Genomic DNA, 14743 nt, shown 5'->3' with positions numbered 1-14743 from the left:
GGGCCCCACCTACCAGGTCTCTCGGCCCAGCGAACCGCGCTGCGCGCGCCGGATGCCGGGATCGAGCTGGCTGGGCTCGGCGGCGTAGAGCCGGTCGAGGCGCGCCGTCACCTCGCTCGCGGTGTGCTTCGCGAGGAATTCGGCCACGGCCGTGGCGTAGAGCTCGCTGCGACTCACGCCCAGGCGACCGGCGAGGGCGTCGGCGGCGGCGAAGAGGTCGTCGGGGAGCGAAATGGCAGTCTTCATACCATCAGTATACCATGGTTATACCCAAATCCGCCAGAGCGTCTCACGAGCGCCGTTCCACGATGCAGCCCGAGGCGTGAGCCGCCATCACCCACTGACGAGACGACCATGGCAACCGATCCGCACAGCATCGCCCGGGAGATCGTCGGCCGGCTGGAGGAGGCCTGGAACGCCGGCGACAGCCCCGCCTTCGCCCGCCCGTTCGCGGACGACGCCGACTTCGTGGACATCCGCGGGGACCACCACCGCGGCCGGGAGGTGATCGCGGAGGGGCACCGCGGCATCTTCGCGTCGATCTACCGCGGCAGCCGCATCCGCTACGAGGTGACCCACGCGCGGGAGCTGGCCGACGGGGTGATCCTCGCGCACTCGACGGGCGAGCTCGAGGCGTCGTCGGGGCCGATGGCGGGGCGGCACCGGGCGACGCAGAGCCTGGTCCTGGTGCGGGACGGGAGCGAGTGGAGGATCGCCGCCTTCCACAACACGCTCGTGACGCCGCAGCCGGGCGGGGGAGGGGCCTGAGCGTTTGTGGCCACGCTCGCCGTCGGCACCCGCGTGCGGCTCGTGGAGCTGGCCGTGCGCTCCCTCGCGCACCTGCCGCCGCGGGAGGCGGAGCTCAGGGTGAGCGTGCACCCGGCCGCGCTCAACGCCCGGCAGAACCGGCACACCCAGGTCGCGGGGCTGGTGGACGGAGCGGTGGTCTGGCTGGGCGCGCTGGGCGAGGACCTCCTGCTCGCGGACGGCGGCCCGGCCGACGCCGCGGTCCGCCGGGCGGTGCGCGGCTGCATCCTCGCCGGCCCCCGGCTGTGGGAGATCGCCCGCCCCGGCCCGCTCTCGCGCGACGACCGGCCGCTCTCGACCGTCTACCACGGCGAGCGGCCCTGGCTGGTGATCGGCGAGACCCCGGACGGCGGCCCGGTCGCCGTCCCCCTCAACCGGGCCACCAACCCGAAGTGGTATTCCCCCGAGGTGCCGCAGGCGTCGATGAGCTTCCCCGGGAACGACCGGAGCTCCCAGGTCGAGCTGGCCCACGCCTGGACCCTGTCGGCCGCGGTGCCCGCGTGCGGCACGCTCTCCATCGCGCGCTCTCCCGGCCTGAAGGAGAAGATCCGCGCCTACTTCGACTTCGGCGCGTAGCCGCGTCCGTCGCGGCGCCCGCCGTCCGTTGGCCCGAAGGGGATGATCGGCGCCGCGGCCCCTGGCGCGCCGGCCCGGCGGGAGTGAGTTTGGGTGGCGAGTCCACTCGAAATTCCTTCGCGTCGGAGAGAAGTAGATGAAACGGCTGCATCTGATCGCCGCCGCGGCGCTCCTGGGCGCGCCGGGCTGCGCCCCTCCCGGCACCCCCGCGCCCGCGCTCCCGGCCGCCATCCCGCCGCTGAGCGGGGAGCAGCGCACCGCGTTCGCGCTGCGCTACATCGACGCGAGCGAAGGCACCGGGGCGGCCGTGGAGCCGCACAAGTGCGTCTACGCGCACTACACCGGCTGGCTGACCGACGGCACCAAGTTCGACTCCTCGCGCGACCCGGCGCCGGACGGCACGCCGCGCCCCCCGATCGGGTTCCCGCAGGGCGCGCGGCACGTCATCGCCGGGTGGGACGAGGGGTTCGTGGGGATGCGGGTCGGCGGGCGCCGGCGCCTGTTCATCCCCTACCAGCTCGCGTACGGCGAATCCGGCCGCCCGCCGGTGATCCCGGCCCGGTCGGACCTGATCTTCGACGTGGAGCTGATGGCCCTGGCCGACCCGATCGGGGGGCAGGGCTGCCCGCCGTGGGAGGCCGTGAGCCGCACGGCCCCCTGACCGCCGCGGAGGGCTGCGGCGAGGCGTCTCCCGAGACCCCGGTCCGCCATGCGATTCGTGCTCCTGGCGGTGGCGCTGCTCGCGGGCGGCCTGCTCTGGCGGCGCCGCGCGCCGGCGCCGTTCCCGCCCGCGCTCACCCGGCTCCTGGACAACCCGCTGCGCCGGCGCGTCCTGGCGCCCGCGAGGCTGGCCCGGGAGCTGGAGCTGGCGCCCGGGATGCCGGTGCTGGAGATCGGGCCGGGCGGGGGGCTGTTCACCGAGGTGCTGCTGCGGGAGGAGCCGCGGGTCCGGCTGGTGTGCCTGGACGTGCAGCCGGCCATGCTGCGCCAGGTGCGGCGGCGCACGGAGGGCCGCTCGCCCGCGCTGGTGTGCGCCACGGCGTCGGCGCTCCCCTTCCGCGACGGGCGGTTCGCGCGCATCCTCCTGGTCAACGTGCTCGGCGAGGTGCCCGACCGGGCGGGGGCGCTCGGGGAGTGCGCGCGCGTCCTGGCGCCGGACGGCTGGGCGGCCGTCACCGAGTCGCTGCCGGACCCCGACTACGTGCGGCCGCGCGTCCTGGTTCGCGAGGCGGCGGCCGCGGGGCTCCGCGCCACCGGGCGGCGCGGCACCTGGGCGTCGTACACGCAGCGGCTGGCCCGGGCGTCCGGGCCCGGCCCGTAGGCAGGCCGCTCCCGGCGCCGCGAGCCCGTCCCTATCGTCGAGCCGCCCGCGGCTGCCGGCGGCCGGCCCCCCGCGTGGCAGGCCGGCCGCCGAACGCTCTTCCCCAACACGTCCCCGAGCCGGCATGCCCGTCTTCGTCCACCTGACCTCGCACCGGAACCTGCGCTCCATCCGCCGCCGCGGGATCGTGCCTCCCCGGACCTGGCCGGGCGGCGTCTACGCGCTGCCGGTGACCCGCAGCTTCTACGTCTCGCACCAGTGGCTGCGGGAGCTGAGGAGGCTGGGCGGGGGCACCATCCTGGGCGTCTACTTCCGCCTCCCCGGTGACGAGCCGGTGCACGTCGGCCACTACAACCGCGGGCACGTGGAGATGACCGCGGCGGAGGCCGTCGCGCTCATGATGGCGGCGGAGGGGCGCGACCCCGCCCGCGCCCGCGAACAGGACCAGGAGTCCAGGGCCGTGCAGCGCGGCCGGAAGCTCCCCGACTCGCCGGAAGGGTACGAGGTGCTCGTCCCCCGGGCGGTCCTCCCCTCCGAGATCCTGCGGGTGAAGGCGCTCCCGCAGGTGGTCGGCTGGCGCTACCGGCCGCGCGCCAACGGCTCCCCGCCGTGCGCGTGCGTCTGCTGCGAGCGGGGGACGTACGGGATCCGCAGGCTACTGCGCCGGGTGGAGGAGGCGGAGGCCGCCGGCCGGCCCACCCGGGCCGTGGTCTTCAGCCGGGGAGAGGATTCCTTCCGGCGCGTGGAGCGGCTCCGCCGCCGCCGGGACGGGTCGTCCTGAGCGGACGCGACGTTGACCGCCATCCCCCTGGCCATCGTCGGCGCCGCCGTCATCGCGACCGTCGTCTTCCTGCGCTCCGAGAAGGCCCGGCCGCGCCGGCGCGGGCTGCTGATCACGGCCGGCGTCGCCGCGGCGCTCGCCGCGCTCGGCGTGGTGCTCCTCGGCATCCCAGGCGCGGTGGTCTACGAGCTCTTCGACCCCCTGGTGCGCGCGGTGCTCGGGAGGGGCTACGCGGAGCTGGGCGCCGGCGCCTGGGCGGCGGCGATCGTCACCACCCTCGTCTGGCCCTCTTCGCTCGTCCTGGCGTACGCCGTCGCCTGGGGGCCGCTGCGGCGCCGGCCGGCGTGGACGCGGTGGACGGTGATGGTCCTGGTCCCGTGCGCGGCCGCGGCCGCGCTCGCGTTCTGGCCGCACCTGGCATCGTGAGCCGGCGCCCGGCGCCCGCGCCCTGGAGAGACGTGGCGCGGCCGGAAGAAAGAAAGGGAAGGAGATGGTGGAGAAGTTCGGACTGATGGTGCGGACCGATTCGGGTCCCGGCGTGCTCCACCGGCTGACCGGGGTGATCGCCGGGCACGGCGGCGACATCTCCTCGGTCGACATCATCGACCAGGAAGCCGGCCAGGCCCGCATCTACTTCGAGATCGAGATGCCGCAGGACCCGCAGCCGCTGGCCGAGGAGCTCCGCGCGCTCCCCGTGGTGCACGAGGTGGAGTTCGTCAAGACGCTGCAGATGATCTACGGGAAGCGGATCATCATCATGGGCGGCGGCGCGCAGGTGGGGCAGGTGGCGATCGGCGCCATCTCCGAGGCCGACCGCCACAACATCCGCGGCGAGCGCATCTCGGTCGACACCATCCCGCTGGTGGGCGAGCAGCCCCTGGCCGACGCCGTGCGCGCCGTGGCCCGCCTGCCGCGCGCCTCGGCCCTGGTGCTGGCGGGCTCGCTGATGGGCGGCGACATCGAGCGGGCGGTGCGCGAGGTGCGCGCGCAGGGGCTCCTGGTGGTGAGCCTGAACATGGCCGGGAGCGTCCCCGACGCGGCCGACCTGGTGGTGACCGACCCGGTGCAGGCGGGGGTGATGACCGTGATGGCGATCGCGAAGACGGCCAAGTTCACCGTCAGCCACCTCAAGCGCCGGGTGTTCTGAGCGGCGGCGGACGGGCCGCCGCGGACGTGCGCCGAAGCGCGCTGCGGGGGCGGGCTCCCGAGCCGGGCGGCTGAAGCCGCGGCTGCAACGGCGAGAAGCCTGCCTTCGCAGGCTGGTTCGGCGCGGAAGCCGGCTTCGGTGCGGAAAGCGTGGTTCCCGCTGCTCCCCGAAGGCGGACTTCGTGCCGTCGTGGCCGCGGTTCCAACCGCCTGCGGGATCATGATGATGGGATCCGGGATCGGAAATCCGCCTGGGAGGTGAAGGATGGTCTGGCTCCGGACGCTCTTCTTCGCCCTGGCCTTCGTCGCCACCATGTTCGTCCTGCTGCCGCTCCAGCTGGCCGGCCCGGGCGCCGTCCGCGGGATCGGCGCCGGGCCGCTCGCGATCGCGGGCGCGCTCCTGACGGCCGGCGGGCTGGCGCTGGCGGCGTGGTGCTGGTGGGACTTCACCGTGCGCGGGCGCGGCACCCCGGCGCCGTTCGACCCGCCCCGCGCGCTGGTGGTCAGCGGGCCGTACCGCTACGTGCGCAACCCGATGTACCTGGGGGCGGGGGCGATCCTGCTGGGCGAGGCGGCGCTGCTGCGGGCGCCGGTGCTCCTGCTCTACGGCCTGGTCTTCGTCCTGGCCGTCCACGCGTTCGTCGTGCTCTACGAGGAGCGCACGCTCGGCCGCCGCTTCGGCGCCGATTACGAAGCCTACCGGGCGGCGGTGCCGCGCTGGCTCCCCCGGCTGCGTCCGTACCGGGAGCCGGAGCGCCCGGCCGCCTGACCAGGGCGCCGGCCGGACGCCGCCACGTCCGCCGCTTGTTCTTCCCGCGGCGAAGCGGCATACTTGAGTCATCCCCCGACACTCACATGTCCCGCCCTTGATGGGAGGCCTTCGTGTCCTCGCCGCCCGCCGTCCGCGCCGCCAGCGTCTTCGCCGCCGCCGTCCTGGCGCTCGCCCCGGCACCCGGAGCCTCCCAGGCGCAGGAGCCCGGCCGGGTGCTGGCCGGGCAGACGACGATCTTCCTCCCCGACACCTCCGGGTACTCGCCGGTCCAGCGCCGCATCCTGGCGATGGAGCGCGAGCGCAGCGTGGCCATCGCGCGGCGCGACACCGCGTGGCTGGCGGCGCTCTACGCGCCGGACTTCCGCGGCGTGGTGGGGAGCGGCGCGCGGGTGGACCGGCCCGCGCTCTTCCGCGTCTTCGGCCAGGACACGCCCGACCAGCGCTTCGTGATCGACGAGCTGGAGGTGCGCGAGCTCGCCCCCGCCGCCGCCACCGTGGCCGGCCGGCTGCGCTCCATGACGCCCGAAGGGCATACGCTGACCGAGCAGCGCTACCTGCACGTCTACGTGCGCCGGAGCGACAGGTGGTGGCTGGTGGCCGCCCAGGGCACCGCCGTCGCCCCGCGCGCCGCGCCGCCCTCCCCTACCGGCGCGCCGCCGCGCCGCTCGTAGCCTCCGGCCGCGCGGTGGGCTCGCGGATCCAGTGCAGGAGCCCGGGGGTGAGCCAGCGCAGCTCCCCTCCCTCGCGGGTGACCAGGGCGTAGCTCAGCGCGCTGCGCTCGGGCGCGTAGTGGCGGCGCATGTGGGCGGCGAGGTCCACCCACACGGTGTCGCCGCGGACCTGCAGGCTCTCGCCGAGCGGATGGCTGACGTAGCTGCGCCCCGTGGCGTCGGCCGAGACGGAGAAGAGCTCGACGCCGCCGGGGACGGGTCCGCGCGCCCGGAAGGCGACGCGCTCCGCGACGGCGCCGTCGTCCGCCAGCGGCTCCAGCACGGGCCGGTAGCGCGCCCCGCCCAGCACGTACTCGCGGTAGAGGGCCGGGTCCACGCCGCGCATCACCAGCATCCGCGGCAGCAGGGCAGACCTGCCGTCCCAGTAGCCGGGGTTGACGGTGTGCAGCCAGCGGTAGCTCCCCGCGAGCGCCTCCGCGATCTCCGGGGTGTAGTGGCCGAAGGGGAAGGCGAAGTCCCGTGTGGCCGGCGCCGACCGCGTCTGCTCGCCCAACAGGCGGGGAGAGCGGACGAGCGAGGCCGCCACTTCGGCCCCGGAGCCGGGGAGGCTGCGGTGGTCGTAGCCGTGGGCGGCCACCCGGTGCCCGGCGCGGGCGAGCCGCTCCACCTCGTCAGGGGTGAGGAAGCGGTCGCTCCCCGGGCGGGTGCGGCTGGGGATCACGAAGAAGATCCCGCGGAAGCCGTGGCGCTCCAGGAGCTCGGCCGCGCGCAGCTGCGCCCTGGGCCCGTCGTCGAAGGTGAGGATCACCTGGCGGCCGCCGCCCCTGCCGGGGGGCCGGGCCTCCTCCGGGAACACCGACCGGAACCCCTGCTCCTCGAGGAACACGAGCGTCTCCTCGAACGCGGAGTACGACTCGGTCAGCGAGCCGTCCCGCGCGGTGGGCTCGTCCTGGAAGTAGTGCCAGGCGAGCACGGGGATGCCGCCCTGCGCTCCGGCCGGGTCCGCCGGCAAGCTCCGCGGGGGCGCGGCGCAGGCGGCCGAGCAGAGCGCGGCCAGGACCAGGAGGCGGCGTGCCGCGCGGGGGCGTGGGATGCGGGTGGCTGCGTGCATCGGCGATGGTGGATGCGGTCGGTGGCGTGCCGGTGAGCGGGTCGGGCCCGGCCCTGAGTCTACCTGGCGACCCCGCGACCCCGCCACCGTGCGTCCGGCGGTCGACACCCGCCGCGGCGGCGCGGGGCTCCGATCCAGCAGTATTGGCGCAGGGCCCTCGCGTGCCATTCTTCGCGTACGTGCACCTTCTCTTTTCCGATCCGACTCCGATCCGACTCCGAGCGACGATGACGAGAGTTCACCCCTTCATCGCCCTCGCGGCGGCCCTGCTCTGGCTCCCGGGCGCCGCGCGGGGACAGGGCGCGCCCGCGGAACCCCCGGCCCTGGGGACGTATCAGCTCTCCGCCGTCGAAGAGCTGCCCGAGCTGCTGAACCGCCGGCAGGTCGCGCGCGAGATCTCGCGCAGATACCCGCCGCATCTGCGCGCGCAGGGAATCGGCGGGACCGTGACCCTGCGGATGCGCGTGCAGGCGGACGGCTCCGTCGACACCACCTCCATCGCGCTCGAGGTCGCCACGAACCCCGACCTGGTGCCGGCGGCCACCCAGGTGGCGCAGACGCTCCGGTTCCGTCCGGCGCGGGTGGGCGGCAAACCCGTCCGCGCCTGGGTGACGCTGCCGATCACCTTCCACACCTCCCTGCCGCCGGCGAAGAGGGAGGAGCCGTGGCCTCCGCCCGAGCCCGGGAGCAGGCCGTGACGGCCGTGGGCCGACGCCGCGGCGTGGCCAGCCGCGGCCCGGGGCTCCCACGCGGATTCCGTTGACACCTCCCGCGGCGGCGGCGTAGCTTCCGCGCAGGACGAGGCGAGCGCGGTCCCACCCTCCCGGACCGCGCTTTCGCTTGCCGCCCGCGAGCTCCCGATCCTCTCCCTCCCGTCCATCCCGCACCCGCTCCCGCCATGGAACGGTACGAGCACCTCCTCGCGCTCGTCTCCATCATCGTCGGCCTGGGGCTGACGGACCTGCTCGGCAGCCTGCACCGGCTGATCCGGGCCCGCCGCCGCGTGCGCTGGCACTGGCTGCCGCTCCTGTGGGCCGCCGGCGTGCTCCTTCTCACGCTGCAGTACTGGTGGGTCTTCTTCCGGACCGGCCGGGCGCCGGTGTGGGGCAACTTCTTCGCGTTCGTGATCCATCTCTGCGGCCCGATCCTCCTGTTCCTGGTGGGCGCCGCGGCGCTCCCCGACGAGGTGGACGACGGCACCGACCTGCTGGAGCAGTACTTCGCGCAGCGCCACTACTTCTTCGCGCTGCTGGCGCTGTACCTGGGGCACACCCTGCTCGACCAGACGCTGCGGGGGAACATCGGGATGGACGCCGGCGTGGCCATCCGCCTGGTGGCCATCGCGCTGCTCCTGACGCTGATCCGCAGCCGGAGCGTGCGCTACCACGTCGCCGCCACCCTCGCGCTCCTCGGCTGCACGGTCTCGTACATCGTGATCTACTCCCTCCGCCTCGAGTGAGGCCCGGTTGACACCCCCCGGAGGCGGCATATATTCAACTCAGGATGCGTCGAGCGCGGTCCCACCTTCTGGCGGGACCGCGCTTTTTCGCGCGCCCCCGCGGCGCGATCCCTGCACCGGGCCACGCGCCTGGCCTGGTGCCGCTGGTCTTCGCGCGCGCGTCGAATCCTTGCCCGGCGCGGTCGTCGCGCCGGGCGTCCGGGCGCTCTCGGGACGGGAGAGATGAAGAGCGGAAGCTGCGTGGTGATCGTCGGCTCGCAGTGGGGCGACGAGGGGAAGGGGAAGATCGTCGACGTCCTCGCCGAAGAGGTGGACATCGTCGCCCGCTACCAGGGCGGCGCCAACGCGGGGCACACCGTACACGTGGGGCAGGAGGAGTTCATCCTCCACCAGATCCCCTCCGGCATCCTGCACCCCCGCCGCCGCTGCCTGCTGGGCAACGGGGTGGTGTTCGACCCCTTCCAGTTCTTCGAGGAGTACGACGCGCTGGTGGCGCGCGGGATCGACGCCGAGGGGCGCGTGGGGGTCAGCGGTCGCGCGCACCTCCTCCTCTACTACCACAAGCTGCTCGACCGCGCCGCCGAGAAGAGCCGCGGGGCGGGGAAGATCGGCACCACGGGGCGCGGGATCGGGCCGGCGTACGAGGACAAGGTGGCCCGCCAGGGGATCCGCGTGGCCGACCTGCGCGACCCCTCCCGCGCCGAGGAGCTGCTGCGCCGCGCCGCCGAGCGGATCAACCGCAAGCTCTCGCTCTTCGACTCGGCCGAGCAGGTGGACGCGGACCTGCTGGTGCGCGACGTGATGGGGATGCGCGAGCGGCTGCTGGCGCTGATGGTCGACACCGGCCGGGTGATCCACGACGCGCTGAACGCGGGCAGCCGCGTGCTGCTGGAGGGGGCGCAGGGGGCGCTGCTGGACGTGGACCACGGCACCTACCCGTACGTCACCTCGTCGAACACCACCTCGGGCGGCGCGGCGCTGGGCGTGGGGATCGGGCCCACGATGATCGACGACGTGGTGGGGGTGGTGAAGGCCTACACCACGCGCGTGGGCGAGGGGCCGCTGCCCACCGAGCTGCCGCCGGGGCTGCAGGAGCAGGTGCGCGAGTGGGGCGGCGAGTACGGGGCGACGACGGGGCGCCCGCGCCGCTGCGGCTGGTTCGACGCGGTGGTGGTGCGCTACGCGGCGCGGGTGAACGGGCTCACCGGCCTGGCGGTGACCAAGCTGGACGTGCTGGACCACCTGGACGAGGTGAAGATCGCCACCCGCTACTGCGCGGCGGGGGACACGCTGGACGACTTCCCGGGCGACCTGGGGCTGCTGGAGGAGGCCGAGCCGGAGTACGAGACGCTCCCCGGCTGGCGGACCGACACGCGGCAGGCGCGCCGCTGGGAAGACCTTCCCGGGGCCGCGCACCGCTACCTGCGCCGCCTGGAGGAGCTGACCGGCGTGCCGATCTGGTACGTCTCCGTCGGCACCCGCCGCGACCAGATCATCCACGTGGAGCGATAGGGCGTCCGTCGTGGGAGGATGCGGAAGCACGGCGGGCGCAATATCTTGCGCCCGTCGCTCGTTTGGATGGCGGACATCCCTAAGGATGTCATTCCGAGGGAGCCCGCGCAGGACTCGCGTCTGCGCGAAGGGTTGTGGCGACCGAGGAATCTACTCACCCCGCCGCGAGGCTCGTCCATCGCGTGGAGGCCGTCCACCAGGCGGGGCGAGTAGATCCTTCGGTCGCCGCCCGGCATCGTCGTGGAGGGCTGGGTCTGTGCGGCGGCTCCCTCAGGATGACAACCATAGTCGAAGGCAACAGGTTGAAGGCATCTGGTAGCTGAATGGCAGGGAGTGCGACCTCGGTCGACGCGGAGCTGGAGGCGGCGCTCGCGCGGGTGAAGCCGGCGGTGCGGGCGCTGGGGGCGTACACCCTCAGGCCGTACGAGCCGCGCATCAAGCTCAACCAGAACGAGAGCCCGTACGACGTCCCCGACGCGCTGAAGGCGCGCATCGCCGAGCGGCTGAAGGACCGGCCGTGGAACCGCTACCCGCCGTTCGTCGCCAGCAACTTCATCTCGGCCGTCGCCGAGGCGGCGGGGTGGCCGGCCGAGGGCGTGCTGGTGGCCAACGGCTCCAACGAGCTGATCCAGGCGATCCTGACCGTCACCGTCGGCCCCGGCACCACTGTCGTCATCCCCGAGCCGACCTTCACGCTCTACCGGCTGATGACGGAGGTGAACGGCGGCACCGTCGCCTCCGTCCCGCTCACGGACGACCTGCGCTTCGACGTCGAGGGGATCGTGCGCGCGGCGCGGGACTCGGACGCGGCGGTGGTCGTCCTCTGCACGCCGAACAACCCCACGGGGTGCTGGCTCTCCCGCGAGGAGATCGAGCGCATCCACGCCGAGACGGGCGCGCTGGTGCTGCTGGACCAGGCGTACGTGGAGTTCGGCGGCTACGACGGGCGTCCGCTCCTGGACGAGCGCCCCCGCCTGGTGGTGCTGCGCACCTTCAGCAAGGCGATGGCGCTGGCGGGGCTGCGCGCGGGGTACCTGCTGGCGCACCCGGCGCTGGCGGCGGAGGTGCACAAGGCCAAGCTGCCGTACAACATCAACTTCTTCACCGAGGTGGCCGCCGCCGAGGTGCTGCGCGGCCGCGACCTGCTGGCGGCCAGCGTCCAGGCGATCCGCGGCGAGCGCGACCGGCTGCTGCGGGAGATGCGGGGCGTCCCCGGCATCCGCGTCTACGGCAGCGCGGCCAACTTCGTGCTCTTCCGCGTCGACTCGCCCCACGTCACCCACACGCGGCTCTTCGAGCGGCTGCTGGGCGAGCACGGGATCCTGGTGCGCGACGTGTCGAAGTACCCGATGCTGGAGCGCTGCCTGCGGGTCAACGCCGGGACGCCGGAGGAGACGGGCGCGTTCCTCGAGGCGCTGAAGACGATCATGAGCGAGGCGGCATGAGCCGGACGGGCGAGCGGGAGCGGCAGACGCGGGAGACCCGGGTGCGGGTGCGCATCGGCCTGGACGGCGCGGGCGAGGCGCGGGTGGCGACCGGGATCGGCTTCTTCGACCACATGCTCGACGCGCTGGCCCGCCACGGGATGTTCGACCTGGAGGTGGAGTGCGCGGGCGACCTGCACGTGGACGCGCACCACACCGTGGAGGACGTGGGGATCGTCCTGGGCGGCGCCTTCCTGGACGCGCTGGGCGACAAGGCCGGGATCGCGCGCTACGCCGACGCCACGGTGCCGCTGGACGAGGCGCTGGTGCGGGCGGTGGTGGACGTCTCGGGGCGGCCGTTCCTGCACTTCGCGGTGCCGCTCCCGCCCGGCCAGGCGCGCATCGGCGAGTTCGACGCCGCCCTCTCGGCCGAGTTCTGGCGCGCCTTCGCCACCGAGGCGCGGGTCACCATGCACCTGGACGGCCTGCGCGGCGACAACGCGCACCACGTGGTGGAGGCCACCTTCAAGGCCGCCGCCCGCGCGCTGGACGCCGCCACGCGCCCGGACCCGCGCCGCGAGGGCGTGGTCCCCTCGACCAAGGGCGCGCTGTGACGGCCAGGCCGAAGGTCGTGATCCTCGACTACGGCGCGGGGAACCTGCGCTCCGTCGCCAAGGCCTTCGAGCACGAGGGCGCCGGCGCGGTGCTGACGGACGACCCGGCCGTGGCGGCCGGCGCGGAGCGGCTGGTGCTTCCCGGGCAGGGGCACTTCGGGCAGTGCATGACGCGGCTGGAGGAGCGGGGGCTGGGCGACGCGGTGCGCGGGCACGTGGCCTTCGGCCGCCCGTTCCTGGGGATCTGCGTGGGGATGCAGCTCCTCTACGAGGGAAGCGAGGAGGCGCCGGGGGTGCGCGGGCTGGGGCTGCTGCCGGGGACGATCCGGCGGCTCAGGACGGACCTGCCGCTGCCGCACGTGGGGTGGAACTCGGTGGAGTTCATCCGCGGCGCCGAGGCCGACCCGCTGCTGGATGGGGTAGCCGGCCCCGAGCCGCGCTGGTTCTACCACGTGCACTCCTTCGGCGCGCTGGAGGCTGACGCGGAGCACGTCCTCGGCCGCTGCACCTACGACGACACCTTCGCCAGCATCGTGGGGCGCGACAACGTGTGGGGGATCCAGTTCCACCCCGAGAAGAGCCAGGAGGACGGGCTCCGGATCCTCAGGAACTTCGCGGGGATGTGAGGGGAGGCTGCGGATGAAGCAGAACCAAGAGATCAACGAAGCAGCAACGAAACCCGGCGATCAGGACGACGAGCAGCCGCAGGATCTGTTCACGTTCCTACAGTCCTCCCCGCTCGCCGAGGCGATCGCGGCGGGTGAGCTGGACCCGGAATGGTTCGAGCGCTCGCGGGACTCCGATCGCGAGATCGACTTCGGCTCGGTGGATTCGGATGCCTGACCGCGTCACATTCTTCAAGGGCCACGGGCTCGGCAACGACTACCTGGCGCTGGAGCCGGAGGGGCTCCCCTTCGATCTCACCCCGCCCGCCGTCCGGCTGCTCTGCGACCGGCACACGGGGGTGGGCTCCGACGGCATCCTGGCGGCCGTGGCGTCGGAGGCCGCCGACTTCGGGGTGCGCATCTTCAACCCCGACGGGAGCGAGGCCGAGAAGAGCGGCAACGGGCTGCGCATCTTCGCCGCGTACCTGCTGGACCGGCACCGCGTGCGCATCGGCCGGCCCTTCACCGTCGAGACGCCCGGCGGCGTGGTGGGGCTGCTCATCCGCGAGGAGCTGGACCGCGGGGTGCTGGACGTGGAGGCCGAGATGGGCACCGCCTCCTTCCGCAGCGTCGACGTGGGGCTCGCCGGCCCCGACCGCGAGGTGGACCACGAGCCGCTGGAGCTGGCCGCCGGCGACACCGTGGCCATCAACACCGTCTCCACGGGCAACCCGCACTGCGTGGTGTTCCAGGACGAGCTGGACGCGGAAGACCTGCGCCGGCGCGCCCCGCAGATCTCGGCGCACCCGGCGTTCGCGCGGGGCACCAACGTGCAGTTCGCCGTCCCCGCCGAGCCCGACGCGCTCGACGCCTGGGTGTGGGAGCGCGGCGCGGGCGAGACCAGCGCCTCGGGCTCCAGCGCCTGCGCCGTGGCCGCCGCGGCCGTGCGGCGCGGGCTGGTGAGCGAGCGGCGCGTGCGCGTGCGCATGCCCGGCGGCACCCTGCACGTGGAGGTGCGCGACGACTGGAGCCTGCTGCTCCGCGGCCCCGTCGAGGGCGTGTACCGCGGCGAGCTCACCGAGGGGATGCTGGACCGGCTGAAGGGGCTCTCGTTCCCGTGACCCTGGCCAAGCGCATCATCCCCTGCCTGGACGTCAAGGACGGCCGGGTGGTGAAGGGGATCCAGTTCGAGGGGCTGCGCGACGCCGGCGACCCGGTGGAGCAGGCGGTGCGCTACGACGCCGAGCGCGCCGACGAGCTGTGCTTCCTCGACATCACCGCCAGCCACGAGGGGCGCCAGGCCACCCTGGAGATGATCCGCCGCACCGCCGACTCGGTGTTCATCCCCTTCACCGTGGGCGGCGGCGTGCGCTCGGTGGGCGACTTCCTGGCCCTCCTGGGCGCCGGCGCCGACAAGGTCTCCGTCAACACGGCGGCCGTCGAGGACCCCGATCTCGTCGCCCGCGCGGCGGAGCACTTCGGCAGCCAGTGCGTCGTGGTCGCCGTCGACGCGCGGCGGGCCGCGCCGGAGCAGGCGGAGCGCACGCCGTCCGGCTTCGAGGTGTTCACCCACGGCGGGCGGCGGGGGACGGGGATCGACGCGGTGGAGTGGGCGCGGCGCGTGGAGTCGCTGGGCGCGGGCGAGATCCTGCTCACCTCGATGGACCGCGACGGCACCCGCGACGGCTACGACCTGGAGCTCACCCGCGCGGTCTCGTCGGCGGTGCGCATCCCGGTGATCGCCTCCGGGGGCGCGGGGGCGCTGGAGCACCTGGACGCCGCGCTGGCCGCCGGGGCGCACGCCGTGCTGGCCGCCTCCATCTTCCACTTCGGCGAGTTCACCCTGGCGCAGGCCCGCCGCTACCTGGCCGAGCGCGGCCACCCCGTGCGCGGGTAGGGCGCGGATCGAGGCCGGCCGGGAAAGGCCTCGCACGGAGTCGACGG

The 14743-nt window shown here is 74.2% G+C and carries 20 protein-coding genes; 18 read left to right on the top strand and 2 right to left on the bottom strand.

What is annotated here, in order from left to right:
• Window positions 1-9 precede the first annotated feature (9 nt).
• Window positions 10-246, bottom strand: coding sequence for a hypothetical protein (locus VF746_12305; protein HEX8693199.1), 237 nt, complete (start codon window positions 244-246; stop codon window positions 10-12).
• A 108-nt stretch (window positions 247-354) separates the two neighbouring features.
• Between VF746_12305 and VF746_12300 the strand changes: the two genes are divergently transcribed.
• The 9 genes from VF746_12300 to VF746_12260 all read left to right on the top strand — a co-directional run bounded on the left by VF746_12300 (window position 355) and on the right by VF746_12260 (window position 6074).
• Entirely contained in the window at window positions 355-768 is a 414-nt protein-coding gene (locus VF746_12300) for an SgcJ/EcaC family oxidoreductase (GenBank protein HEX8693198.1), read from the top strand.
• Between the two features lie 6 nt (window positions 769-774).
• On the top strand, window positions 775-1383 hold the full coding sequence (locus VF746_12295) for a hypothetical protein (protein HEX8693197.1): 609 nt from the start codon (window positions 775-777) through the stop codon (window positions 1381-1383).
• Between the two features lie 136 nt (window positions 1384-1519).
• Entirely contained in the window at window positions 1520-2044 is a 525-nt protein-coding gene (locus VF746_12290; protein ID HEX8693196.1) for an FKBP-type peptidyl-prolyl cis-trans isomerase, read from the top strand.
• Between the two features lie 48 nt (window positions 2045-2092).
• Window positions 2093-2704, top strand: a complete 612-nt coding sequence (locus VF746_12285; GenBank protein ID HEX8693195.1) for a class I SAM-dependent methyltransferase — start codon at window positions 2093-2095, stop codon at window positions 2702-2704.
• 124 nt (window positions 2705-2828) lie between these two features.
• On the top strand, window positions 2829-3485 hold the full coding sequence (locus VF746_12280) for a hypothetical protein (GenBank protein HEX8693194.1): 657 nt from the start codon (window positions 2829-2831) through the stop codon (window positions 3483-3485).
• A 12-nt stretch (window positions 3486-3497) separates the two neighbouring features.
• Window positions 3498-3911, top strand: coding sequence for a hypothetical protein (locus VF746_12275; protein HEX8693193.1), 414 nt, complete (start codon window positions 3498-3500; stop codon window positions 3909-3911).
• Between the two features lie 64 nt (window positions 3912-3975).
• Window positions 3976-4632, top strand: coding sequence for a DUF5612 domain-containing protein (locus tag VF746_12270; GenBank protein HEX8693192.1), 657 nt, complete (start codon window positions 3976-3978; stop codon window positions 4630-4632).
• A gap of 264 nt (window positions 4633-4896) precedes the next feature.
• Window positions 4897-5400: an isoprenylcysteine carboxylmethyltransferase family protein gene (locus tag VF746_12265; GenBank protein HEX8693191.1), complete on the top strand. Its 504-nt coding sequence runs from the start codon at window positions 4897-4899 to the stop codon at window positions 5398-5400.
• A 113-nt stretch (window positions 5401-5513) separates the two neighbouring features.
• On the top strand, window positions 5514-6074 hold the full coding sequence (locus VF746_12260; GenBank protein HEX8693190.1) for a nuclear transport factor 2 family protein: 561 nt from the start codon (window positions 5514-5516) through the stop codon (window positions 6072-6074).
• Here VF746_12260 and VF746_12255 read toward each other — a convergent pair.
• Window positions 6046-7185 carry a polysaccharide deacetylase family protein gene (locus tag VF746_12255; GenBank protein ID HEX8693189.1) on the bottom strand — a complete coding sequence of 380 codons (1140 nt, stop codon included), beginning with the start codon at window positions 7183-7185 and terminating at the stop codon, window positions 6046-6048. The genes VF746_12260 and VF746_12255 overlap by 29 nt on opposite strands.
• 227 nt (window positions 7186-7412) lie before the next feature.
• On the opposite strand from VF746_12255, the gene VF746_12250 reads away from it, so the two are divergent.
• From VF746_12250 to hisF, 9 genes are all read left to right on the top strand, one after another.
• Complete coding sequence (locus tag VF746_12250; GenBank protein ID HEX8693188.1) at window positions 7413-7883, top strand: energy transducer TonB; 471 nt, start codon at window positions 7413-7415, stop codon at window positions 7881-7883.
• Between the two features lie 200 nt (window positions 7884-8083).
• The gene (locus tag VF746_12245) at window positions 8084-8644 is read left to right on the top strand and encodes a hypothetical protein (GenBank protein ID HEX8693187.1); all 561 of its coding nucleotides are present in this window, start codon (window positions 8084-8086) and stop codon (window positions 8642-8644) included.
• A gap of 222 nt (window positions 8645-8866) precedes the next feature.
• Window positions 8867-10156 (top strand): adenylosuccinate synthase, encoded by a 1290-nt coding sequence (locus VF746_12240; GenBank protein ID HEX8693186.1) that lies wholly within the window; start codon window positions 8867-8869, stop codon window positions 10154-10156.
• Window positions 10157-10479: 323 nt separating this feature from the next.
• Window positions 10480-11601: a histidinol-phosphate transaminase gene (gene hisC, locus VF746_12235; GenBank protein ID HEX8693185.1), complete on the top strand. Its 1122-nt coding sequence runs from the start codon at window positions 10480-10482 to the stop codon at window positions 11599-11601.
• Complete coding sequence (gene hisB, locus VF746_12230; GenBank protein HEX8693184.1) at window positions 11598-12194, top strand: imidazoleglycerol-phosphate dehydratase HisB; 597 nt, start codon at window positions 11598-11600, stop codon at window positions 12192-12194. Before hisC ends, hisB begins: the two co-directional genes overlap by 4 nt.
• A gap of 17 nt (window positions 12195-12211) precedes the next feature.
• Complete coding sequence (gene hisH / locus VF746_12225; protein ID HEX8693183.1) at window positions 12212-12820, top strand: imidazole glycerol phosphate synthase subunit HisH; 609 nt, start codon at window positions 12212-12214, stop codon at window positions 12818-12820.
• A 13-nt stretch (window positions 12821-12833) separates the two neighbouring features.
• A complete protein-coding gene (locus VF746_12220) occupies window positions 12834-13037 on the top strand; it encodes a hypothetical protein (protein HEX8693182.1) in 204 nt (67 codons plus the stop codon).
• Complete coding sequence (gene dapF / locus VF746_12215; protein ID HEX8693181.1) at window positions 13030-13920, top strand: diaminopimelate epimerase; 891 nt, start codon at window positions 13030-13032, stop codon at window positions 13918-13920. Before VF746_12220 ends, dapF begins: the two co-directional genes overlap by 8 nt.
• The gene (gene hisF, locus VF746_12210; GenBank protein ID HEX8693180.1) at window positions 13917-14696 is read left to right on the top strand and encodes an imidazole glycerol phosphate synthase subunit HisF; all 780 of its coding nucleotides are present in this window, start codon (window positions 13917-13919) and stop codon (window positions 14694-14696) included. Before dapF ends, hisF begins: the two co-directional genes overlap by 4 nt.
• Window positions 14697-14743: the final 47 nt, after the last annotated feature.

Source organism: Longimicrobium sp., assembly GCA_036389795.1.
Lineage (GTDB): Bacteria > Gemmatimonadota > Gemmatimonadetes > Longimicrobiales > Longimicrobiaceae > Longimicrobium.
Note: the sequence above shows the minus strand (reverse complement) of the source record. Positions and strands in the feature narration are given on the sequence as shown.

What these genes read in the sequence shown, in the direction of transcription:
- VF746_12305 (HEX8693199.1), bottom strand. Translation starts at nt 246, where the DNA reads ATGAAGACTGCCATTTCGCTCCCCGACGACCTCTTCGCCGCCGCCGAC.
- VF746_12300 (HEX8693198.1), top strand. Translation starts at nt 355, where the DNA reads ATGGCAACCGATCCGCACAGCATCGCCCGGGAGATCGTCGGCCGGCTG.
- VF746_12290 (HEX8693196.1), top strand. Translation starts at nt 1,520, where the DNA reads ATGAAACGGCTGCATCTGATCGCCGCCGCGGCGCTCCTGGGCGCGCCG.
- VF746_12285 (HEX8693195.1), top strand. Translation starts at nt 2,093, where the DNA reads ATGCGATTCGTGCTCCTGGCGGTGGCGCTGCTCGCGGGCGGCCTGCTC.
- VF746_12280 (HEX8693194.1), top strand. Translation starts at nt 2,829, where the DNA reads ATGCCCGTCTTCGTCCACCTGACCTCGCACCGGAACCTGCGCTCCATC.
- VF746_12270 (HEX8693192.1), top strand. Translation starts at nt 3,976, where the DNA reads ATGGTGGAGAAGTTCGGACTGATGGTGCGGACCGATTCGGGTCCCGGC.
- VF746_12265 (HEX8693191.1), top strand. Translation starts at nt 4,897, where the DNA reads ATGGTCTGGCTCCGGACGCTCTTCTTCGCCCTGGCCTTCGTCGCCACC.
- VF746_12255 (HEX8693189.1), bottom strand. Translation starts at nt 7,185, where the DNA reads ATGCACGCAGCCACCCGCATCCCACGCCCCCGCGCGGCACGCCGCCTC.
- VF746_12250 (HEX8693188.1), top strand. Translation starts at nt 7,413, where the DNA reads ATGACGAGAGTTCACCCCTTCATCGCCCTCGCGGCGGCCCTGCTCTGG.
- VF746_12245 (HEX8693187.1), top strand. Translation starts at nt 8,084, where the DNA reads ATGGAACGGTACGAGCACCTCCTCGCGCTCGTCTCCATCATCGTCGGC.
- VF746_12240 (HEX8693186.1), top strand. Translation starts at nt 8,867, where the DNA reads ATGAAGAGCGGAAGCTGCGTGGTGATCGTCGGCTCGCAGTGGGGCGAC.
- hisC (HEX8693185.1), top strand. Translation starts at nt 10,480, where the DNA reads ATGGCAGGGAGTGCGACCTCGGTCGACGCGGAGCTGGAGGCGGCGCTC.
- hisB (HEX8693184.1), top strand. Translation starts at nt 11,598, where the DNA reads ATGAGCCGGACGGGCGAGCGGGAGCGGCAGACGCGGGAGACCCGGGTG.
- VF746_12220 (HEX8693182.1), top strand. Translation starts at nt 12,834, where the DNA reads ATGAAGCAGAACCAAGAGATCAACGAAGCAGCAACGAAACCCGGCGAT.
- dapF (HEX8693181.1), top strand. Translation starts at nt 13,030, where the DNA reads ATGCCTGACCGCGTCACATTCTTCAAGGGCCACGGGCTCGGCAACGAC.